Origin of the sequence: Grimontia celer, from assembly GCF_900055185.1 — a bacterium.
Lineage (GTDB): Bacteria > Pseudomonadota > Gammaproteobacteria > Enterobacterales > Vibrionaceae > Enterovibrio > Enterovibrio celer.
On sequence record NZ_FIZX01000003.1, the window covers coordinates 141308 to 163310 of the forward strand.

At 49.8% G+C, this 22003-nt stretch carries 18 protein-coding genes; 12 read left to right on the top strand and 6 right to left on the bottom strand.

Annotated elements, in window-relative coordinates:
* Nucleotides 1–50: 50 nt before the first annotated feature.
* Both GCE9029_RS19230 and acnB read left to right on the top strand, forming a co-directional pair.
* Entirely contained in the window at nucleotides 51–2324 is a 2274-nt protein-coding gene (locus tag GCE9029_RS19230; protein ID WP_062666048.1) for a patatin-like phospholipase family protein, read from the top strand.
* 227 nt (nucleotides 2325–2551) lie between these two features.
* Nucleotides 2552–5149, top strand: a complete 2598-nt coding sequence (gene acnB / locus GCE9029_RS19235; protein WP_062666050.1) for a bifunctional aconitate hydratase 2/2-methylisocitrate dehydratase — start codon at nucleotides 2552–2554, stop codon at nucleotides 5147–5149.
* 84 nt (nucleotides 5150–5233) lie between these two features.
* Here acnB and GCE9029_RS19240 read toward each other — a convergent pair whose 3' ends face one another.
* The 3 genes from GCE9029_RS19240 to GCE9029_RS19250 all read right to left on the bottom strand — a co-directional run bounded on the left by GCE9029_RS19240 (nucleotide 5234) and on the right by GCE9029_RS19250 (nucleotide 8928).
* Nucleotides 5234–6373 carry a glycerate kinase gene (locus tag GCE9029_RS19240; RefSeq protein ID WP_062666051.1) on the bottom strand — a complete coding sequence of 380 codons (1140 nt, stop codon included), beginning with the start codon at nucleotides 6371–6373 and terminating at the stop codon, nucleotides 5234–5236.
* Nucleotides 6374–6386: 13 nt separating this feature from the next.
* A complete protein-coding gene (locus tag GCE9029_RS19245) occupies nucleotides 6387–7652 on the bottom strand; it encodes a GntP family permease (RefSeq protein ID WP_062666053.1) in 1266 nt (421 codons plus the stop codon).
* A gap of 124 nt (nucleotides 7653–7776) precedes the next feature.
* A complete protein-coding gene (locus GCE9029_RS19250) occupies nucleotides 7777–8928 on the bottom strand; it encodes a sugar diacid recognition domain-containing protein (RefSeq protein ID WP_062666055.1) in 1152 nt (383 codons plus the stop codon).
* A gap of 87 nt (nucleotides 8929–9015) precedes the next feature.
* On the opposite strand from GCE9029_RS19250, the gene GCE9029_RS19255 reads away from it, so the two are divergent.
* The 6 genes from GCE9029_RS19255 to GCE9029_RS19280 all read left to right on the top strand — a co-directional run bounded on the left by GCE9029_RS19255 (nucleotide 9016) and on the right by GCE9029_RS19280 (nucleotide 15158).
* Nucleotides 9016–9393 carry a YacL family protein gene (locus GCE9029_RS19255; RefSeq protein WP_062666057.1) on the top strand — a complete coding sequence of 126 codons (378 nt, stop codon included), beginning with the start codon at nucleotides 9016–9018 and terminating at the stop codon, nucleotides 9391–9393.
* Between the two features lie 281 nt (nucleotides 9394–9674).
* Nucleotides 9675–10013, top strand: a complete 339-nt coding sequence (gene glnK / locus GCE9029_RS19260; RefSeq protein WP_002537421.1) for a P-II family nitrogen regulator — start codon at nucleotides 9675–9677, stop codon at nucleotides 10011–10013.
* Nucleotides 10014–10034: 21 nt separating this feature from the next.
* Nucleotides 10035–11264: an ammonium transporter gene (locus tag GCE9029_RS19265; protein ID WP_002537422.1), complete on the top strand. Its 1230-nt coding sequence runs from the start codon at nucleotides 10035–10037 to the stop codon at nucleotides 11262–11264.
* Nucleotides 11265–11425: 161 nt separating this feature from the next.
* Nucleotides 11426–12442: a Fe(3+) ABC transporter substrate-binding protein gene (locus GCE9029_RS19270; RefSeq protein ID WP_062666059.1), complete on the top strand. Its 1017-nt coding sequence runs from the start codon at nucleotides 11426–11428 to the stop codon at nucleotides 12440–12442.
* Nucleotides 12443–12501: 59 nt separating this feature from the next.
* Nucleotides 12502–14133 (top strand): ABC transporter permease, encoded by a 1632-nt coding sequence (locus GCE9029_RS19275; protein WP_062666061.1) that lies wholly within the window; start codon nucleotides 12502–12504, stop codon nucleotides 14131–14133.
* Nucleotides 14130–15158, top strand: a complete 1029-nt coding sequence (locus tag GCE9029_RS19280; RefSeq protein WP_062666064.1) for an ABC transporter ATP-binding protein — start codon at nucleotides 14130–14132, stop codon at nucleotides 15156–15158. Before GCE9029_RS19275 ends, GCE9029_RS19280 begins: the two co-directional genes overlap by 4 nt.
* A gap of 87 nt (nucleotides 15159–15245) precedes the next feature.
* Here the strand turns inward: GCE9029_RS19280 and GCE9029_RS19285 are convergent, their stop codons facing one another.
* Nucleotides 15246–15851, bottom strand: a complete 606-nt coding sequence (locus tag GCE9029_RS19285; protein WP_062666066.1) for a TetR/AcrR family transcriptional regulator — start codon at nucleotides 15849–15851, stop codon at nucleotides 15246–15248.
* Between the two features lie 246 nt (nucleotides 15852–16097).
* Here GCE9029_RS19285 and hpt point away from each other — a divergent pair, with 246 nt between their 5' ends.
* Nucleotides 16098–16631 (top strand): hypoxanthine phosphoribosyltransferase, encoded by a 534-nt coding sequence (gene hpt, locus GCE9029_RS19290; protein ID WP_002537431.1) that lies wholly within the window; start codon nucleotides 16098–16100, stop codon nucleotides 16629–16631.
* Nucleotides 16632–16705: 74 nt separating this feature from the next.
* Here the strand turns inward: hpt and can are convergent, their stop codons facing one another.
* A complete protein-coding gene (can, locus tag GCE9029_RS19295) occupies nucleotides 16706–17353 on the bottom strand; it encodes a carbonate dehydratase (RefSeq protein ID WP_062666068.1) in 648 nt (215 codons plus the stop codon).
* A 340-nt stretch (nucleotides 17354–17693) separates the two neighbouring features.
* Here can and GCE9029_RS19300 point away from each other — a divergent pair, with 340 nt between their 5' ends.
* Genes GCE9029_RS19300 through GCE9029_RS19310 form a run of 3 tightly spaced genes read left to right on the top strand, consistent with a single transcriptional unit; the run spans nucleotide 17694 to nucleotide 21054 of the window.
* Nucleotides 17694–19346, top strand: a complete 1653-nt coding sequence (locus GCE9029_RS19300; RefSeq protein ID WP_062666070.1) for a SulP family inorganic anion transporter — start codon at nucleotides 17694–17696, stop codon at nucleotides 19344–19346.
* A gap of 17 nt (nucleotides 19347–19363) precedes the next feature.
* Nucleotides 19364–20287 (top strand): ABC transporter ATP-binding protein, encoded by a 924-nt coding sequence (locus GCE9029_RS19305; RefSeq protein ID WP_062666072.1) that lies wholly within the window; start codon nucleotides 19364–19366, stop codon nucleotides 20285–20287.
* Nucleotides 20284–21054 carry an ABC transporter permease gene (locus tag GCE9029_RS19310; RefSeq protein WP_062666074.1) on the top strand — a complete coding sequence of 257 codons (771 nt, stop codon included), beginning with the start codon at nucleotides 20284–20286 and terminating at the stop codon, nucleotides 21052–21054. The genes GCE9029_RS19305 and GCE9029_RS19310 overlap by 4 nt, the downstream gene beginning before the upstream one ends.
* Before the next feature lie 63 nt (nucleotides 21055–21117).
* On the opposite strand, the gene panC is transcribed toward GCE9029_RS19310, so the two are convergent.
* The gene (gene panC, locus GCE9029_RS19315) at nucleotides 21118–21996 is read right to left on the bottom strand and encodes a pantoate--beta-alanine ligase (RefSeq protein ID WP_062666076.1); all 879 of its coding nucleotides are present in this window, start codon (nucleotides 21994–21996) and stop codon (nucleotides 21118–21120) included.
* Nucleotides 21997–22003 lie beyond the last annotated feature (7 nt).

Here is a 22003-nt window from a genome sequence, read left to right on the forward strand (position 1 = left end):
GGCGTCGTTATTAGCGTTCATGGAACATTGAAATTGCAAGGCAGCAAAAAATGTTGATTAGGCTTCTAAAGGGCAGGTTGGTTACTGCAGCGATACTGTTGTCGGCCACGCTGTCTGCATCTTTAGCGTTTGCGGAAAATAATTCTCAAAGACCAACTATTGGTTTAGTACTGGGTGGCGGGGGCGCGAAAGGCGCAGCACACGTAGGTGTGCTAAAGGCTTTGGAAGAAATGCACATCCCTGTGGACTACATTGCCGGTACCAGTATGGGTGCCTATGTAGGTGGACTTTATGCCACGGGCATGAGTGCTGATGAAATTGGTGCCATGATGGAATCCATCGACTGGAATGAAGGTTATCAGGACAGAGTTTACCGCGGCGACCGTCGTATCCGCGACAAAGAGCATGAAGACCGTTATAACCTCTCCACCAATCTCGGCTTCGATTTTAAAAGTCTGAAAACACCGCAAGGGGTTGTTCAGGGTCAGAATATGATCCGTATTCTTCGAGACTCGACGGGCAATCTGCCTTCCTTTGCATCGTTTGACCAAATGGTGGTGCCATACCGAGCCGTTGCAACAGACATTGAGCGACTGATTCCCGTTGTCATCGGTGATGGGCAACTGACCGAAGCCATGCTTGCAAGTATGGCTGTACCGGGGGCATTGCCTCCTGTGGAGCTGGATGGGCATTATCTGGTCGATGGCGGTTCAGTGAATAACTTACCCGTTGATGTAGCGAAAGCGCTGGGTGCTGATATCGTCATTGCTGTCGATATTAGTACCGACTACTACCCGGCAGAAGAGCTGGGCTCTTACCTTCAGGTTATGAATCAGTTGGTGAACTTTATGGTTCGCCAGAGCACGGAAAAACAAATCGGAAACATGGATAAGAACGATTTCCTGTTGACCCCGGATGTGGGTGATATGGAAACCACAGAGTTTGACCGTGTGCCGGAAGCACTGCAGAAAGGCTATGAGATCGCCATGGCCAATCGGGCGGCGCTGGAAAAAGTGAGCCTGACTTCCGGTGAATATCAGGAGTATGTGGAAGAAAAACAAAAGCGCCGCCGAATGATGCTTTATGGTGACACGTTGGATGTGGACCGTATCGTGATTAACAACGACACCAGCTTCTCTGACGAAGTACTTAAAGCCCGTCTAGACCTGGAAACCGGCAAAATGGATTCCGAGAATCTTGAGAAGTCGGTACAGAACCTCTATGCGCTGGATCGGTTCGAAACCGTGCGTTACCACCTTGAACAGGTAGGTAAGGAAAATGTGCTGGTCGTTGATGTAGCGGAAAAGAGTTGGGGGCCGAACTTTGTCGACTTCCGCTTTGCCCTTGAAGATAACTTCGAGTCAGATACCAATTTCTCTGCGGGCGTGAGTATCAACACTACGGGGCTTTCGGATTATGGCGCAGAGCTTCGCTCGACGTTTGAATTAGGTACTGACAAGAAAGCACAGGCTGAACTCTATTTACCATTCTCCGCCGAGCAGACCTTCTTTGCGGAAATCCTGGGTGGGTTCGAGGTCAGAGAGCGTGATGCCTACTTTAGAGAGGAAGAGCCGGTACTGGGCAATGATACTTTTGCCGTCGGCGTTCGTTACAGCGAGGTAATTGGTGATATCAGTGTGGGTTGGCAGCCAAAGCTGTGGGGCGAGTTTAAGCTGGGTTACCGCCATCTTTACGGCGAAGAGAAAGTGGCGAGCAGTGAAAGTTACCGGAGCGACTATGAACGAGCCATGCCATATCTTTCGTTTACTCTCGACACTTTGGATAACCGGGTCTTCCCGAACTACGGCGCCTATATTGATGCCTCTCTTGGCTATGCAAAAGATAGTCTGAAATCTCAGGGTGAGCGTTCGGACAGTGAAGCGGCGGTGCTTAATGTAGAAGGTATCTACGCCCAAAACTGGGGCAAGCACACCCTTTACGGCAAAGCGAAATATGGCACCATCAATGCCAGAGTGGGCAATGTATTGATTGAGCCACATGAGCTGGGCGGCTTTCTGAACCTGTCAGGTATTCCAAGAGATTCGCTCTGGGCGAACAATATCGCTTACAGTGCGTTGGTTTATCGTTATCGTCTGCTGGATAACGACTTTGGATTGTTTAAATCTCCTGTGTATTTAGGCACTTCCTTCGAATACGGTGGAGTGTGGAACAACCCAGACTTTTCACTAAAAGATATACCGTTTTACACCGCAGGCAGTATATTTGCTGGGGTCGATTCACCATTGGGGCCAATCATTGTCGCCTATGGTCGTACAGAAAATGATCTCGATTCGTTCTATTTTATAGTCGGGTCCCAATTCTAAAGGACGCAGAGAACGAAGTGACCACTTCGTTCTCACTGACAAATCAGATGTTTCATTCCATGCCCGGAATTTAAAATTTGGTTAAAAAGTGATAACATGCCAGCTTCGTTATGCAGGGCACCATAGAAAGATAGCTACCTCCTACATTTCATCCGGTGCCTGCTAGCCGAGCTTAATTCCAAGGATGTCTGGCCGCGACGGCCGGACCGCAATATGAGGAAAACGTCGTGCTTGAAGCCTATCGTAAACACGTCGAAGAACGTGCTGCTCAGGGCATCGTCCCTAAACCACTTGATGCGGAGCAAACCGCAGCCCTAATTGAACTGCTCAAGAACCCACCTGCCGGTGAAGAAAGCACTATTATCGATCTGCTGGAAAACCGAATTCCACCAGGCGTAGACGAAGCGGCATATGTTAAAGCTTGCTTCTTGTCTGCTGTAGCGAAGGGCGAAGACAGCTCTCCACTGATCAGTAAAGAGCGCGCAGTTGAACTGCTTGGCACCATGCAAGGCGGCTACAACATCGAATCACTGGTCGCTCTGCTGGATGATGACGCACTGGCGCCAATTTCGGCTAAAGCGCTCTCTCACACTCTGCTGATGTTCGATGCTTTCTACGATGTAGAAGAAAAAGCGAAAGCGGGTAACGCATTTGCGAAGCAGGTGATGGAGTCTTGGGCGGAAGCTGAGTGGTTCCTTTCCAAGCCGAATGTTCCTGAAAAAGTCACCCTGACAGTATTTAAAGTGACTGGTGAAACCAACACTGATGATCTTTCACCAGCACCGGATGCCTGGTCTCGTCCAGACATCCCACTGCACGCTCTGGCGATGCTGAAAAACGAGCGCGACGGTATCAACCCTGACCAAGCGGGCGTGGTTGGTCCAATCAAGCAAATCGAAGCACTGAAAGAAAAAGGTCACCAACTGGTTTACGTGGGTGACGTTGTCGGTACGGGTTCTTCTCGTAAGTCTGCGACCAACTCTGTACTTTGGTTCATGGGCGATGACATTCCAAACGTTCCAAACAAGCGCGCAGGCGGTTTCTGTCTGGGTGGCAAAATTGCCCCTATCTTCTTCAACACCATGGAAGATGCTGGCGCACTGCCAATCGAGTTGGACGTTTCCAAGCTGAACATGGGCGATGTGATTGACATCTACCCGTTCAAAGGTGAGGTTCGCAGCCACGGCTCTGACGACGTGCTGTCTACGTTCTCCCTGAAAACTGACGTACTTTACGATGAAGTACGCGCAGGTGGCCGTATTCCATTGATCATCGGCCGTGGCCTGACAGACCGTGCGCGTGAAGCACTGGGTCTGGCTCCATCTGACGTTTTCCGTCGTCCTCAACCAGTGGCTGACTCTGGTAAGGGCTTTACCCTTGGTCAAAAAATGGTAGGTAAAGCATGTGGCGTTGAAGGTATCCGCCCTGGCACCTACTGTGAGCCTAAGATGACCACAGTAGGTTCTCAGGACACTACTGGCCCTATGACTCGTGATGAGCTGAAAGACCTGGCGTGTCTGGGCTTCTCTGCTGACCTGACTATGCAGTCTTTCTGTCACACTTCGGCGTATCCTAAGCCAGTTGATGTGAACACTCACCACACGCTGCCAGATTTCATCATGAACCGCGGCGGTGTTTCCCTGCGTCCGGGTGATGGTGTTATCCACTCATGGCTGAACCGTATGTTGCTGCCAGATACAGTAGGTACCGGCGGTGACTCACACACCCGTTTCCCACTGGGTATTTCGTTCCCAGCAGGTTCTGGTCTGGTTGCATTCGCAGCAGCGACCGGTGTGATGCCTCTGGATATGCCAGAATCAATCCTTGTTCGTTTCAAAGGTGAAATGCAGCCAGGTATCACTCTGCGTGACCTTGTACATGCGATTCCTTACTACGCCATCAAGCAAGGCCTGCTGACGGTAGAGAAAGCAGGTAAGATCAACGCATTCTCTGGCCGCATTCTGGAAATCGAAGGTGTTGAGCACCTGACGGTTGAGCAGGCATTCGAACTGTCTGATGCATCAGCAGAGCGTTCTGCTGCAGGTTGTACTGTGAAGCTGTCTCAAGAGTCAGTGGCAGAGTACCTGTCTTCTAACATCGTGATGCTGAAGTGGATGATCAGCGAAGGTTACGGCGATCGTCGTACCATCGAGCGTCGTATTTCTGCGATGGAAGCATGGCTGGCGAACCCAGAGCTGATGGAAGCTGACGCAGATGCAGAATATGCAGAAGTGATCGAAATCGATCTGGCTGAGATCAACGAGCCAATCCTTTGTGCGCCAAATGACCCAGATGATGCACGTCTGCTGTCTGACGTTGCTGGCGACAAGGTAGATGAAGTATTCATCGGTTCTTGTATGACCAACATCGGCCACTTCCGTGCAGCAGGTAAACTGTTGGATAAATTCGGTGGCACGCTGGAAACCCGTCTTTGGGTCGCTCCACCAACTAAGATGGACCGAGACCAGCTGACTGAAGAAGGCTACTACGGTATCTATGGCCGCGCTGGCGTACGTATCGAAACTCCTGGCTGTTCACTGTGTATGGGTAACCAAGCGCGTGTTGCTGACAAGGCAACCGTACTGTCTACCTCTACCCGTAACTTCCCGAACCGTCTGGGTACAGGTGCGAATGTTTACCTGTCTTCTGCTGAGCTGGCATCTGTTGGTGCTATCCTGGGTCGTATCCCGACGGTTGAAGAGTATCTGGAATACGCGAAGCAAATCGATGCGACAGCGGCAGATACCTACCGTTACCTGAACTTCCACCGCATGGATCAATACACCAAGAAAGCGGATGAAGTGATTATCCAAGCAGCGGTTTAATGCTTGAATAACTGATAAAAGAAAGCCTCCTAATTGGGAGGCTTTGTTCGTTATAGGGGATACTGATTTCCTAGGACCTAGGACCTAGGACTTAGGTCCTAACTTCAATGTTCTCGCTACATTCTGAGCGGTCAGTTCAACATTCTCTTTGGCATTAGTCAGCGCATCTTCCAAGGTACATGCACCTGATACCACGCTGAACAACACATCGATCCCGTGGTCATACACCACAACGCTATCTTGAGTGATGCTACCTGCGATGCCGATGACTGGCAGGTTAAATTGCTTGGCACAGCGTGCTACACCAATTGGGGTTTTGCCGTGAATGGTTTGGCTGTCGATCCGGCCTTCGCCCGTGATGACCAGATCTGCATCTTTCAGCTGCTCTGACAGGTTAACGGCATCCATCACGATTTCGATACCTGGACGCAGATCAGCATGGAAAATACCCATCAACGCAGCACCCATACCGCCTGCGGCACCCGCACCGGCACTGTTTTTCACGTCGCTGCCAAGCTCTGATTTCATTAGGTCAGCATAGTGAGCAAGGTTAGCATCCAACGCTTTGACCATTTCTGGTGTCGCCCCTTTTTGCGGGCCGAAAATCGCTGACGCGCCTTTTTCACCACACAGTGGGTTGTCGACATCACAGGCCACCTCGAGTTTTACGTTTTTGAGGCGGGAGTCGACTTCGCTACAGTCAATGGTGTGAAGACTTGCCAATGCAGCGCCACCAAAGCCAATCGCTTGTCCGTCTTTGTCCAACAGCTTAACGCCAAGTGCTTGAGCCATGCCTGCACCACCATCGTTGGTTGAGCTGCCGCCGATACCGACAATCAGGTGTTTGGCGCCATGATCCAGTGCAGCTTTAATCAGTTCACCCGTACCGAAGCTGGTGGTTACCAGAGGGTTGCGCTCTGTGGGTGGAACCAAATGAAGGCCTGAAGCTGCAGCCATTTCGATAACAGCGGTTTCGCCATCACCCAGAAGACCAAAGAAGCCTTCAACGGGTGTACCGAGTGGGCCAGTAACCTTAGTTTGAATAATGTTGCCGCCAGTGGCATCGACCAGGGATTGCACTGTGCCTTCGCCGCCGTCTGCCATGGGCAGTTTGACGATGCTGGCTTCTGGCATCACGCGGCGGAAGCCATTTTCGATTGCAACAGCCACATCCATCGCAGACAGACTTTCTTTGTAAGAATCAGGAGCAATAACAATTTTCATCAGCAACGTCCTTTTAAACAAACAGGCCAAACACGCCAAAGATCAGAGTCGAAACCAGCGCGATAACGAAACCGACCGCTGATTCATAAGGAATAAGTTTGAGTCGCTCTTTCATGTCCATGTGAACGGCACCGCCAGTTGCATGGAAGAAGCTGCCGTGAGGCATGTGGTCGAACACAGTCGCACCAGCATGGATCATCGCCGCGCCTGCTAGAGCTGGAACACCTAACTCAAGGATAGTATTAGCAAAAACACTGCTCGCGACGGCGGTACCTGCCGTGGTGGATGCGGTGGCCAGCGACATCAGCGCACCGGAGAACGGGGCAAGCAGGTAAGAAGGCAGGCCAGAGCTTGTTAGCAAATCAATCAGGCCACTTTTTAGGCCAGAGTTGGCAATGATGCCCGCCAGCGTACCGGTACCGAGAAGCATCACTGCAACCGGCGCCATGCGGTTAAGGCCAGAGACTGCAAAGTGGTTGGTGTCCTTAAAGCGGCGCATGGCAACGGCACCTAAAAGGCCACCCAACGGTAGGGCGATTAATGGGTCAATATTGATGCCGGCAATCGGGCGAAGTGCCAGAAGAGAAATTGCGACCATAGGCGCCACAATGGCTGCGCCAAACGAAGGCAGGCGACTCATATCTACTTCAACGACTTCCGATGCGGCGACTTTACTGCCACGGTTGACCAGCTTCTGTGCAATGAAATACGCGACAAACATACCGCACAGGCCAGGAATGACACCTGCTGCCATCACAGAGGTTAGCGGGACATTGAAAGCATCAGCTGCGGCAATGGCGTTCGGGTTTGGTGACATCACGTTACCGGCTTTACCGCCGCCAACCATCGCCAGTAGGATAGCCATTTTCGACAGGTCGGCACGGCGAGCAATCGCCAGCGCAATTGGCGCTACAGTAATCACTGCCACGTCGACGAACACGCCAACGGCGGTGAGGATCATGGTGGCGACTGCAAGTGCCAATAGGGCGCGGGTTTCACCTACTTTCTTCACTATGGTTTCAGCAATGGTGGTAGCCGCGCCAGATTCAATCAGCACGCCAGCCAGCACACCCGCTGCCAGTATACGAAGCACTGCAGTAACAATGCCCTGTGCACCGCCAATCATCAGGGAAACGGTGTCAGTCAGTGATACGCCACCGACAATACCGCCCACTAGGGCACCAATGATCATGCCGTAGGCTGGCGGCACTTTTCTCAGAATAAGGGTGATAGAAACGATCAGGGCAGCCAGTGCACCTAAGGTTGAAACTTCAGTCATCTCATACTTCTCTGCTGAAACGAATAACTGTCTGCACTGTACGCCTGAGGTAAGACGTAAGCTTTAGGCGCTCGCCCAAATATAGTGTGGAGTATTACGGCTTTATTTGTTCATTTGCACAAAATTAGTGTTTTTGATGCCAGGTAATAAAGGAAAGGTAAAGCAGGGTTTTGTCTTCTAACTTATTGATATCTAGCTCTGTTATCTCCGAAATGCGCTGCAGACGATAGCGCAGCGTGTTTCGGTGAATATGCAGCTTTTCGCACGTTTGAACTAAATCACAGTTCTGCTCAAAAAATGCAGTGAGAGTCTTCACCAGCGTACCGCGTGCATCATGGTCAACCAAAGTGGTGAACAGGGAATGAAGTTGCTGGGTTCGCCAATCCTGCTCAGGCATGGCGCTCAACAATACCGCAAGGGCATGATCTTCAAAATAAAGTACCGGCTCTTCAGCATGGCCTGATGAAAGTGTTGCGATTGCAGTTTGATAGGATTTGGCAAGTCCTTTGAGGGAAGGAAAATAGCCACCGTAGGCAATCTGAGCACGGAAAGCTTTTTGTTCCGCAATGCGCTTGAGCAGCTGTTTTACTTTCTTCTGCTCAGACTTTCTCGACCATTCTCCGTTATCAACACTGATCGGTTTCAGCACCACGATTTCGTTTCGAGAGACTGAGGTAATACCCACCAAATTGTCCCGCTCAGGGTGCTCGAGCATGTGTACCATTGATTGGAGGTGTTCCAGGGAAAGTGACTCAGCCTGATGGGGGTAAAGTTTAATCACGGCGGCGACACGGGGCTGTTCTAAATCCAAATCCAGTCGCTGGGCGATGGATATTAACTGACGGTCGTTAAGCTCGGATTCGCGTATCAATTGAAGTAGTAGCTCTTCCCGGTGGCGTTTATCCCACTGCATCTGGGAGATCAACGCGGCTTGCTCAACGATGAGCTCGGCGGTCATCTTGACCAGCTCGCCATAGCTTCTCACCTTGTCCGGATCGCCCGAGATCCCGACAACACCAATAGCTTTACCGTTAAACACCACAGGAAGATTAATCCCCGGTCTGACGCCCATCAGCAAGTTTGAGGTTGCTTCATTAATCTCAACAACGCGCGACTCAGCAAGTGTCAATAATGCGCCTTCATGCTTTTGATGCAGACGGCTCGGATCGCCGGAGCCTATAATTAGGCCCTGCTCATCCATCACGTTGACGGAAAAGCCGATGATTTTCATCGTACGTTCGACGATTTGACGCGCGATCATGCTGTTGAGTTGCATTAGGTCTTCAGATCCTGACAATGAGCAAACTTTCCAACCGCCAGTTCGGTAAATGGCTGGCATACATAGTGATATCGAGGATACCACGTGGATTATGAATTTCGACGCAATACTTTAGATGATAGCTTTCATGCGGAACTATCAATGGGGCATGAGGCTCTGGGGCGCTGGCTGGTTGATGAACTTGGCACAGACCATGATGCCATTGATGAAGTTTTGGAAAATCTGAAGCTGGTCATGGAGCAAGGTGGTGAATGGACTCGCTCAGGTAAAGTGTTCCTCCTGCAACTGACACAGGAAGAAGCCTTGGTGCAGGCCAATATCGTGCTTGAAGGCAGTGATGAAGAGATGCCAGATGTGGATCTTCATGCCTATGAAGAGGAAAGTGTGTCACTTTGTGGGCCAGAAGACCTCCTTTTGGTGCTTGAAGCATGGCAAGACTTCATCCGCCGCTATGGTCGCTAATTAACTGATATTTAAAGATAACGGTAATGGATGACCGTTAGTCCAATCTTTTATCCTTCCTTTGTCTAACTTTCCTGACGCAACTTTTTGGTGCGTCGTTATACCTATTTTGACTTCCTGCCTGATCACGGTGAATTTCGTGCACCAATATGGTGCATGTCATTTTGCATATATCTCACATTTAATTTAAATAATTGAAATTAAACAAAATAAAAAACTGGCACATCATTTGTTTATAAGTTAACCAGAACACAAATATTTTCTGGTTCAAGGAGACGGTAATGAAATTGATCAACGCAATTATCAAACCCTTCAAGCTCGATGATGTGCGCGAAGCACTGGCTGAAGTCGGCGTGGATGGTATGACAGTGTCAGAAGTCAAAGGTTTTGGTCGTCAGAAAGGCCATACCGAATTGTATCGCGGTGCAGAGTACCAGGTAGATTTCCTGCCTAAAGTGAAGCTGGAAATTGCAGCGCACAGCGAGAATGTTGACGAAATTATTGAAGCCATCAGTAAGGCGGCACAGACCGGCAAGATTGGCGATGGAAAGATTTTTGTTTATGACCTCCAGCAAGCTGTACGTATTCGTACTGGCGAGATGGATGCAGAAGCGATTTAAGGGTTTAGGGGAGTAAGAAAGATGGAACTGACTACAACTGTGACAGAGCTGCGTTATGCGCTCGATACCTTTTTCTTTTTAATTTCAGGTGCACTGGTAATGTGGATGGCGGCAGGTTTTGCCATGCTGGAAGCTGGTCTGGTGCGTTCTAAAAACACCACGGAAATTCTCACCAAGAATGTTTGTCTGTATGCGATTGCATGTACGACTTACCTGCTGGTGGGTTACAACATCATGTACGTCGACAATACGGAAGGCGGCTGGCTGCCATCGTTCGGTGCCTTGATTGGTACTCAAAGCGAAGGCGCGGACCACTCTCTTGAATCTGACTTTTTCTTCCAGGTTGTCTTCGTAGCGACTGCAATGTCTGTGGTTTCTGGTGCAGTAGCTGAGCGTATGAAGCTTTGGGCTTTCCTGGCGTTCTCTGTTGTACTGACGGCGTTTATCTATCCTATGGAAGGTTACTGGACTTGGGGCGGTGGCTTCCTGTCAGAAGCAGGTTTCAGCGACTTTGCAGGTTCAGGTATTGTTCACATGGCGGGTGCTGCAGCGGCATTGGCGGGTGTTCTTCTGCTGGGTGCACGTAAAGGCAAATACGGTAAGAACGGTCAAATCTACCCAATTCCAGGCTCAAACCTGCCATTGGCGACCCTGGGTACTTTCATCCTGTGGTTCGGTTGGTTCGGCTTTAACGGCGGTTCGCAGCTGATGGTGTCAGACTTTGAAAACGCAACAGCAGTTGGTCAAATCTTCCTGAACACCAATGCGGCAGCGGCGGCAGGTGCTATTGTGGCACTGGCAGTGTGTAAAGCCACTTGGGGTAAAGCTGACCTGACAATGGTATTGAACGGCGCGTTGGCTGGTCTGGTAGCGATTACTGCTGACCCACTGTCACCATCTCCAGTCGCGGCACTGACTATCGGTGGTCTGTCTGGTGCACTGGTTGTTATCAGTATCGTTGGTCTGGACAAACTGAAGATTGATGATCCAGTAGGTGCTATCTCTGTACACGGTACTTGTGGTCTGTTTGGTCTGCTGGCAGTACCTTTCAGCAACGCTGACGCGACCTTCGGCGCTCAAATCTTCGGCGCAGCAGTTATCTTTGCTTGGGTATTCGGTGCAAGCCTGGCGGTTTGGGCAGTGCTGAAAGCCACCATGGGTATCCGTGTGGGTGAAGAAGAAGAACTAGAAGGCATGGACTTCCACGACTGTGGTGTTGATGCTTACCCAGAGTTTGTTAGCGTGAAATAATATGTAACATTTCTAGCTGCTACCAAGCCCCGCATCCTTTGGATGCGGGGCTTTTTGCTATTTATCGGTTACATAACGTATTGCATACGCATATTTGGTGTGTATACTAATCGCATTGATAAACGTTCTCATTTGAATTTGCACTTTAGGGAATCAAGGATATGAAAAAGCTATTGACTGCATCAGCACTGATGTTTGGAGTTATGGGTACAGGCGTAGCGCAAGCTGCAGAAGAAGTTAACGTATACTCTTACCGTCAGCCGTTTCTGATTGAGCCAATGCTTGACCAGTTCACCAAGGAGACAGGTATCAAGGTAAACGTGAAGTTTGCTAAGAAAGGTATGGCTGAGAAAGTTGAGCAGGAAGGCGAATACAGCCCGGCTGACGTTCTGCTGACCGTTGATATCTCTCGTCTGATGGAGCTGGTAAATAAAGATCTGGTTCAACCTGTTGATAGCAACATCATTGATGAAAACGTACCTGCTCAATACCGTGATGGTGAAGACCGCTGGTTTGCCCTGACTACGCGTTCTCGCGCGGTATACTCTTCTCGTGACCGTGTAGGTCAACTGGGTGCGGACTTTGATTACATGGATCTGGCGAAGCCTGAATTCAAAGGAAAAATCTGTACACGCTCTGGTAAGCATCCGTACAATGTTTCCCTGATTGCTTCTATCATTGCTAACCATGGCGAAGCAGAAGCAAAAGAGTGGCTGGAAGGCGTGAAAGCGAATCTGGCTCGTAAACCACAGGGTAACGACCGTGCACAAGTCAAAGCGATCTCTGAAGGTTTGTGTGACGTGTCTCTGGGTAACAGCTACTACCTGGGTAAAATGCTGGCAGACGAGAAGCAAATCCCTTGGGCTGAGAGTGTATACCTGAACTACCCTGGCCAAAAAGCTGACGGCACACACGTGAACATCAGCGGTATGGCGATGGCGAAATACTCGCCAAACAAAGAAAACGCACAAAAACTGATGGAGTACCTGACGTCAGATGCGGCACAAAAGATGTACGCGGAAGTGAACTACGAAGAGCCAGTTAAGCCGGGCGTTGCAAGCTCTGAGCTGGTGGCATCTTGGGGTGAATACACTGCAGACGATCTGCCACTTGAAACCATTGCGGATAACTACGCAACAGCGATGAAACTTCTTGATGAAGTGAAATTCGACCTGTAATGGTAAAGGGGGAACTTGGTTCCCCCTTACTGCATTCTGACGCCATAATGTTGTAGGCAATGTTAGAACAGAATCGATTTTTGAAAGCCAGTAGTTGGGTGTTTTCCCTGCTGCTGGTTTTGCCTATTTTGGCAATCTTTTACACTTCGCTTGGTGAATCCGACGAAGTCTTCGGTCACCTGATGTCGACGGTGATGGGTACTTACACGCTCAATACCGCATTGTTGGTATTGGGAACCGTTTCTCTTTCCCTATTAATGGGCATTCCCTCTGCTTGGTTGATGGCCAACTATGCCATTCCCGGTGACCGTTGGTTGCAGTGGGCCTTGGTACTTCCCCTTGCAATGCCCGGCTATATTGTTGGCTATATCTATACTGATTGGTTTGATTTCGCGGGCCCTATCCAACTCCTTTTACGGGATGTGACCGGCTGGACGTCAGCCGCGCAATATTGGTTCCCTGATTTACGTACCTTGCCGGGTGCATGTTTTGTCTTGGCGTTAGTGCTGTACCCGTATATCTACCTTCTTGCCCGTGCGGCGTTCATGGAACAAAGCCTGACGTTGACCCAATCTGCACGCCTGCTTGGCTGCACTCCGACCCAAAGCTTTTTCCGTGTCTCACTGCCGCTTGCCCGTCCTGCTATCGCAGTTGGGGCTTCGCTGGTTGCCATGGAAGCGCTGGGTGATTTCGGTACCGTTTCCTATTTCGCAGTGAGCACGCTGACAACAGCGGTATACGACACCTGGCTGGGTTATTCCAACCTCAATGCCGCGGCGAAAATCTCTGCCATCATGCTGGTTGTGATTTTTGTGCTGATCAGTAGTGAACGCTATAGCCGCCGCAAACAGAAGCTTTTCAGCCAGAATGTCACGCCGGATACCATTGCCAAATCGCCACTTCGTGGTAAGTACAAGATGCTGGCAACGGTTTGGTGCTGGGGGCTGTTTACCATCGCGTTTATCGCGCCGCTTGGTCAGCTTCTTATCTATGCGTGGGATTACCATTCCAGCAGTTCGGTGGAAGATTTTGCACAATACAGTGTGAACAGCCTTTATGTATCGGCGATTGCGGCGGTAGTTGCATTGATTATTGCGCTATTAGTGAATTTCTATAAGCGTCTGTCCGGCCGCGCCGCGAGTAATGTGCCCATTCGTATCGCCTCAATGGGGTATGCTGTGCCTGGGACAGTGCTGGCGATTGGGGTGCTGATTTTCTTAACCAGCGCCGATCACATTATCAATGATATTGCTAAAGCCTTGGATTGGGGACGTCCGGGACTCCTTCTTTCTGGCACCATGTTCGCTATGTTGACGGCATTTGTGGTACGTTTCAGTGCGGTTGCTATTGGTAGCGTTGAGTCCAGCCTTGCGAAGGTATCGCCTTCGCTGGATATGGCTGCACGCACTATGGGATGCAACGTGCGCAGTATGATTCAGCGCGTGCAGTTGCCTTTGATTCGACGTGGCTGTTTGATTGCCATGCTGTTGGTGTTTATCGAATCGATGAAAGAGCTCAATGCTGCTTTGCTGCTCCGTCCTTTCAATTTCGAAACGCTGGCGACCTATGTATTTAACTATGCTTCTGACGAGCACTTGGAGTACGCCGCATTGCCTGCGGTATTGCTGGTGCTGGTCGGACTTATCCCTTTGATCATGATTAACCGTTCTCTGGAGCAAAGCCACTCATGAGTTGTGCACTGACTGTAAGCAATCTGATTTGTCGTTATAACGGCCAGGCAGTGCTGAATGATCTCTCCTTCCGCGTCGAGAAAGGCGAAATTGTCTGTTTGTTGGGGGCGAGCGGCTGCGGTAAAACGACTTTATTGAAAGCTATCGCGGGTCTATTGCCGCTCGACGGCGGAGAGATGATGATTAACTGTCGTCAGATCGTTGGAGCTTCGCTGAATGTGCCACCTGAGCAGCGCAACATAGGCATGATTTTTCAGGACTATGCTTTGTTCCCGCATTTAACGGTTGCGGAAAATGTGGCATTTGGGCTGAAAGGTTGGCATAAAGCTGCGACCAATGTGCGCGTCAAAGAAATGTTGGCGTTAGTGAAGCTAGATGGCTTGGATACGCGCTACCCGCACCAACTCTCTGGAGGGCAGCAGCAGCGTGTAGCGATTGCACGTGCACTGGCTGGCAAGCCGGATTTACTGCTATTGGATGAACCTTTTTCCAACATCGATACCCAAGTGCGCCATAGCTTGATCAAAGAAATCCGTAAGATTTTTAAAGAGCAGGGCGTGACGGCCATTTTCGTCACTCACAGCCGCGAGGAGGCCTTTGCGTTTGCCGACAAGCTGGCAGTGATGAACAAAGGCGTTATCGAACAATACGGCGGGGCGACGGAGCTTTATTACAGCCCAAGTAGTCGATTTGTTGCAGATTTTCTGGGGCACGGTTCTTACGTGCCGGTTTCTGTGAATGGCGACAGTAAAATGTATACACCATTAGGAGAGTGGCCTGTTGAGCAGGCCGCTAATGGAAGCGATTTGGAATGGCTTATCCGCCCACAAAATCTCTCGATTACTCCGGATGATTCGGGCAATGGTGTCGTGAGTGATGTGCAATTTATGGGGGATAGCTGCCGTTATCTGGTAGATGTGAATGGCCAGAGTTTAATGGTGTACTCCAATCAGTTGCTGGATATGGGCGATAAGGTGAGGCTCGATATCAGGCCACATCCGCCGGTACTATTTGAAGCCTCTTGAATCGGCTGGGTACCACGGAAGAACAAAAAAACCGGCGAATGCCGGTTTTTTATTGGTTGAATACTAAGATCAACAGACCTTCGGAGTTTAATGCCCGCAGAGCATATCAATGTAACCATCAGCCTGACGAATCAAAGCTTCTTTGTCAGGTTGCTGGTTGGATTGAAGGTAAAGAATGTAGCAAACACCGTCGAAGAGTCGCGCCAGTTCGATAGCTGAGCGGCGCTCGGGGATAACCCCCTCTTGAATGCCTTGATTGAAAAGGGCGGTATATTGCTCGAGTACCACGTTCTTGCCTTCAACAAAATTAGGCCAGATGTCTTCGCGAATGGAAGTGCTCCACTCGTACCAGACTTTGAGCCATTCTTTATCTGCGAGTGCTGCATCGATGACAGCGGAAGTCACAAATGAAAGTGAATTGCGGATTTGGTTTTTGCCCAGATGAAGGTGGCGGGCAATAATCTGTTGAAATTCTTTTTCCGCTTCTTTGAGTACGGCTTCGACGAGATCTTCTCGTGTAGGGAAATAGTTAAACACTGTCGCTACAGAGACTTGTGCCATATCTGCGATATCAGCATGTCCTGCACGCCCGATGCCACGCTTTGAAAACACTTCCAGCGCATAGCCGAGCAGTTGTTCCTTTCTCTGCTCAGGCGACAAACGGGTCCTTGTACGTCCACTTGATGTAGTCATCCTGGTTCCTGCCAACTTATAACGAGTTTGGTTTGCTTATATCTGGCAAACTTTATATTGATGTAACGCTTTACTTAACAACTGCTTGCGGAGTGTACAACAGCAACAAGTTGCTTAACAACGGCTTGACACCATTGAGCGTCGAAATTTTGACGTGCATCGAGAGTAGGCTTGAGCTGGCGGCAGTGGTAGAATGACCGACCTCATTTACACAGGTAGTCTGGCGGATAGCCGTCGAGGGTTAGAATGAAACATACCGTAGAAGTGATGATTTCAGAGCAGGAAGTCCAACAGCGTGTGAAAGCGTTGGGTGCTGAAATCACTGAGCACTATAAAGATTCTCAGGACCTGGTCATGGTTGGCCTGTTGCGTGGTTCTTTTGTATTCATGGCGGATTTGGCGCGTGCCATTGAGCTGCCTCATTCAGTCGACTTCATGACAGCATCAAGCTACGGCAATGCGATGGAAAGTACCCGTGATGTGCGTATCCTGAAAGATCTGGATGATGACATCAAAGGGAAAGATGTTTTACTGGTGGAAGACATTATCGACACTGGTAACACCCTGAGCAAAGTATGCGAAATCCTGTCTATTCGTGAGCCTAAGTCTATCCGCATCTGTACGTTGCTCGACAAACCGGAGCGCCGTGAAGTAGATGTACATGTAGATTGGTATGGCTTCAAAATCCCTGACGAATTCGTCGTGGGTGTGGGCATCGACTATGCTCAGAAATATCGCCACCTACCATACATCGGTAAAGTGGTACCACTGGAAGGTTAATGACCTGACAGTCATGAAAAAAGCGACCTTTTGGTCGCTTTTTTGTATCTGTACATTTCTGAGATTTTCCGGGATTATTCTGGCACCAATTCAGCCATCGCAGACTCATAACCTGCTTCCAGTGTTTCCCGGCTATTTGCCGTCATTCCTAAATCTTTCAATACACCATCGCTGATGTCATAGAACCAGCCGTGAATTTTCACGTCCTGTCCACGCTCCCAAGCCGCGCGCAGTATGGTGGAGTTGCCCAGATTATAAACCTGCTCAGCAACATTGATTTCGCAAAGCTTGTTACCTTGCTCTTCCAAAGAAAGAGCGCTCAAGAAGCGCTTATGCTTGCGGTAAAGATCGCGGATATGAAGTAGCCAGTTATTGATGAGGCCAAGCTCAGGGTTTTCGATAGCAGCATGAACACCACCACAGCGGTAATGGCCACACACAATGATATGTTTGACTTGAAGCACGTCGACAGCGTATTGCACGACAGATAGACAGTTGAGGTCGGTGTGAATCACTTGGTTGGCGACATTTCGGTGAACGAAGAGCTCGCCCGAGTCCAGTCCTGTCAGGCGCTCCGCCGGTACACGACTGTCAGCACAACCTATCCATAGGTATTCGGGGTGCTGAGATTTTGCCAGTTCCGCAAAGTAAGCCGGATTGTCTTCCTTGATGGTTTTAGACCACTTCACATTATTGGAAAGAAGCTGCTTTATTTGAGCCATGGCGCCCCCTGAAATTTACTGCGAGCAACTATACACCACATAAGATCATATTTAGATACAATTTAACACTTTCTACTCAACATATTAGCTCCTCCTACCAGCAGTATGGTTGATATAACAGATCCCTGTTACCGCAATTGATCGGTATACTAGGGCGCGCTTTATCTCCTACCCGCTAACTATTTGGGAACAAAATGTGTACACCAGCCGCAAAGAAACGCGGATGGTTTGGGAAAAGTTGCGTCTTTGATTTGTTGGAGAGCACGGATAGGAGAGCTGATTACCTACTTGGGTAATTGGGTAGCTTGCCGAAAAAGGAAGTATTAAAAGGGAGCAAGTTGTGAATTTAGACCGATTCAAACACTGGAGCCTGAAAGGCGACATTTTCGGCGGTGTCACTACTGCCATCATTTCTCTTCCCCTTGCGCTTGCATTTGGTGTCGCCTCTGGCGCTGGTGCTGAAGCAGGTCTTTGGGGCGCTATTCTCGTTGGTTTGTTTGCTGCGCTGTTTGGCGGCTCCTCCACACTGATTTCTGAACCGACCGGCCCGATGACGGTCATTATGACCGCTGTCCTCACCTCTATGATGGCGAGGTACCCTGAAACGGGCATGGCAATGGCCTTTACTGTCGTTATGATGGCGGGCGCATTCCAGGTCTTACTGGGCACGCTAAAGCTGGGTAAGTACGTCACCTTAATGCCATATAGCGTGGTATCCGGTTTTATGTCCGGTATTGGTGTAATACTGATACTGTTGCAAATTAGCCCGCTAATGGGGCAGGCAGCGCCTCCTGGCGGCGTGCTGGGAACGATTCAGGCATTGCCTGAAACCGTCTCGAATCTCAGTTTTAAAGAGCTTTTCCTCGGCCTTCTGACACTGGGTATTCTGTTTTATTTTCCGAAAAAATACCGTAAGTACATTCCTGCCCAGCTCGTTGCGCTGGTACTGGTAACTCTGTTATCTGTCATTTTCTTTGATATTGAGAGCATTCGCCGTATCGGTGAAATTCCGACAGGTTTACCGTCGATTGTGTTCCCGACTTTTACCCCGGAACAGCTCACCACTATGGTGATTGATGCATTGGTGCTGGGTACCTTGGGTTGTATCGATACGCTGCTGACGGCAGTAATTGCAGACTCACTGACCCGAGAAGAGCACAACTCTGACAAGGAGCTTCGTGGTCAGGGTATTGCGAACATTATCTCGGGCATGTTCGGTGCACTGCCAGGTGCCGGTGCCACCATGGGTACCGTGGTGAACGTTCAGGTTGGCGCTCGTTCACCATTGGCAGGGATTGTTCGTGCCCTTATTCTCGCGGCAGTGGTATTGGTCGCAGGCTTCCTGACAGAGCCGATTCCAATGGCTGTGTTGGCTGGTATCGCACTCTATGTGGGCATTAACATTCTTGACTGGAGTTTCCTGCAGCGCGCCCACAAAGTGAGTAAGCACCAAACGGCCATTATGTATGGTGTGATGGCGTTGACTGTCTTTGTCGATTTGATTGTTGCTGTTGGCTTGGGTGTTTTCATTTCCAACGTGATCGTGATTGAAAGGCTTAGCCGAGAGCAGGCGAAGCAGGTGAAAGCCATCAGTGATGCGGATGAAGATGATGTGCCTTTGACAGATGAAGAGCGAGATTTATTAGATAATTCTGATGGAAAGGTGTTGTTTTTCTATCTCTCCGGCCCAATGATCTTCAGCGTGTCCAAAGCCATCTCCCGACAACACACCAGTATCGGCGATTATCGCGTCATGATCCTGGATTTGAGTGATGTGCCTCTGATTGACATGACAGTGGGTCTCGCGCTGGAAAACGCCATTGCCGATGCCCGCGAAGCGAATTGTACTGTGTTCTTGCTCAGTCCTCATGAGCAGACCACAGAACAGCTAAAACGCCTTCATGTTGGCGACTGGGTCGCTGACACGCACATGTTCGACTCCCGTTACGATGCGCTCAATGCTGCCAAGCGGCTAACGGAAGTCATGCCATAAAAGAATAAATAACACTTATGAAAGCAATTGAGATCGACAATCTGGTCAAGGTATATGGCACAGATGTCAAAGCGCTTAAAGGGGTGTCTTTATCGGTTGAGGAGGGCGATTTTTACGCCCTTCTTGGTCCTAACGGTGCCGGAAAATCCACGACGATTGGTATTGTCAGCTCACTGGTAAACAAAACGTCTGGCAAGGTGAAGATTTTCGGTTACGACATCGACACCCAACTGGTTGAAGCTAAGAAGCAAATCGGTTTGGTACCGCAGGAGTTTAACTTCAACCAGTTCGAGAAAGTGGAACAAATCGTTGTTAATCAGGCCGGGTACTACGGTGTAGAGCGTGAAGAAGCCAAGCGCCGCGCTAAAAAATACCTCACCCAGCTCGACCTTTGGGAAAAGCGTAACGAATCTGCCCGTAATCTTTCTGGCGGCATGAAGCGCCGTCTGATGATTGCACGCGCCCTGATGCATGAGCCAAAACTGCTTATTCTCGATGAGCCTACAGCGGGCGTAGATATTGAACTTCGTCGCTCGATGTGGACTTTCCTGCAGGAAATCAACAAGCAGGGTATCACTATCATCCTGACAACCCACTACCTCGAAGAAGCGGAAATGCTGTGTCGCAATATCGGCATCATCAATCGTGGTGAGCTGATTGAAGACACTTCGATGAAAGCGCTTTTAAAGAAACTGGATGTAGAAACCTTTATTCTGGATTTGGCGCCGGACAGCTCAGTAAAAAGCTTGGAAGGCGTGCAGTGGGTGCAAGTCGATGACCACACACTGGAAGTCGATGTACATAAAACCACGGGCCTTAATACAGTCTTCGAGCAATTGAGCGCGCAAGGCATTCAGGTGCTTTCGATGAGAAACAAAGCCAACCGATTGGAAGAGTTGTTCGTGACGCTGGTGCGCGAAAATGCGGAGGCCAAAGCATGAATAAACTGTATTGGGTAGCCTTTAAAAGCCTCATCATCAAGGAAATAACCCGTTTTACCCGTATTTGGGTGCAAACGTTGGTGCCGCCTGCCATTACCATGACCTTGTATTTCATCATCTTCGGTAACCTGATTGGCAGCCGGATTGGTGAGATGGGCGGCTTCAGTTATATGGCCTACATCGTGCCGGGTCTAATCATGATGTCGGTTATCACCAACTCCTACTCCAACGTGGCCTCTTCTTTTTTCAGTGCCAAGATGCACCGCAACATTGAGGAACTCATGGTTGCGCCTGTACCGAACTACATCATGATTGCGGGCTATGTTGGTGGCGGTGTGGCGAGGGGCTTGGCTGTTGGCTTGATGGTCTCTTTGGTGTCGTTGTTTTTCGTCGACCTGGAGATTGCGCATCTGGGCGTGATAGTGGCAACGGTGATTATGACATCTGTGGTCTTTTCACTCGGTGGACTGATTAACGCTGTGTTTGCGAAAACCTTTGATGACATCAGCATCATTCCGACCTTCGTACTGACACCGTTGACCTATCTCGGTGGGGTGTTTTATTCGCTCTCCCTGCTGCCTGAATTCTGGCAAGGCGTGTCGAAACTCAACCCAATCGTCTATATGGTGAACGCGTTCCGATATGGCTTCTTGGGTGTGTCCGATGTGAATATCGTGACGTCATTTGCTGTATTAAGTTTGTTTGTCGTCGGACTTTACACGCTTGCGTGGTATCTCATCAGTCGTGGTATTGGCCTTCGAAGCTAAGCGTTACATGAGCATAAAAAAACCGCCTTCCGGCGGTTTTTTTATTGTCTGAGTACGACCGTATTACTCTTCGCTGTCGTCAACGACCTGTGGGGTCAAATCAACTGTAAGGTTGTCGATAAGTCTCACTTGGCTCAGGAAGGCAGCTGCGAGGATCACGGCTTTAGAAGTGTGCTCGCTGATAGGTTGCAAGCTGTTGGCATCACGGATGAAAATCTCGTCAGGCTCCAGACCTGCTGCGCGCAGTTGGTCGTTACCGTCAAGCACCAGTTCGCTGTAGTCGCTACGGCCACCACGCATTTGGCTACTGATCCAACGCAGGGTCTTTGCCAGCACTGGTGCACGTTGACGCTCATCGACGGTCAAACGGGTATTACGGCTGCTCATGGCTAGCCCATCCATTTCACGCACTGTCGCAACAGGAATGATTTCGATAGGCAGGCAAAGATCGTCCACCATTTTTTTAATCACAGCCAGTTGCTGGAAGTCTTTCTCACCAAAGCAAGCAACATCCGGTTGAACCATATTAAACAGCTTGGAAACAACGGTTGCTACGCCTTTAAAGTGGCCCGGACGGGAAGCACCTTCAAGCACACCAGAAAGGCCCGGAACATCGACAAATGCGTGATTGTCCATGCCATGGGGGTACATGATGTCGGCTGTTGGGGCGAATACCACCTCAACCCCTTCAGTGTTCAGTTTGGCAATGTCTTCATCCAGCGTGCGTGGATACGCGGCCAAATCATCTGCTTTATCAAACTGCATTGGGTTAACGAAGATGCTAACAACCACTACATCGGCATTCTCACGGGCTCTGCGAACTAGAGTGAGGTGACCGTCGTGCAGGTGACCCATGGTAGGGACAAACGCAATGCGCTGGCCTTCACGGCGCCATTGCTGAACCTGTTCACGGAGTGGGGCAATCTCAGCGATTACTTGCATTTATCGG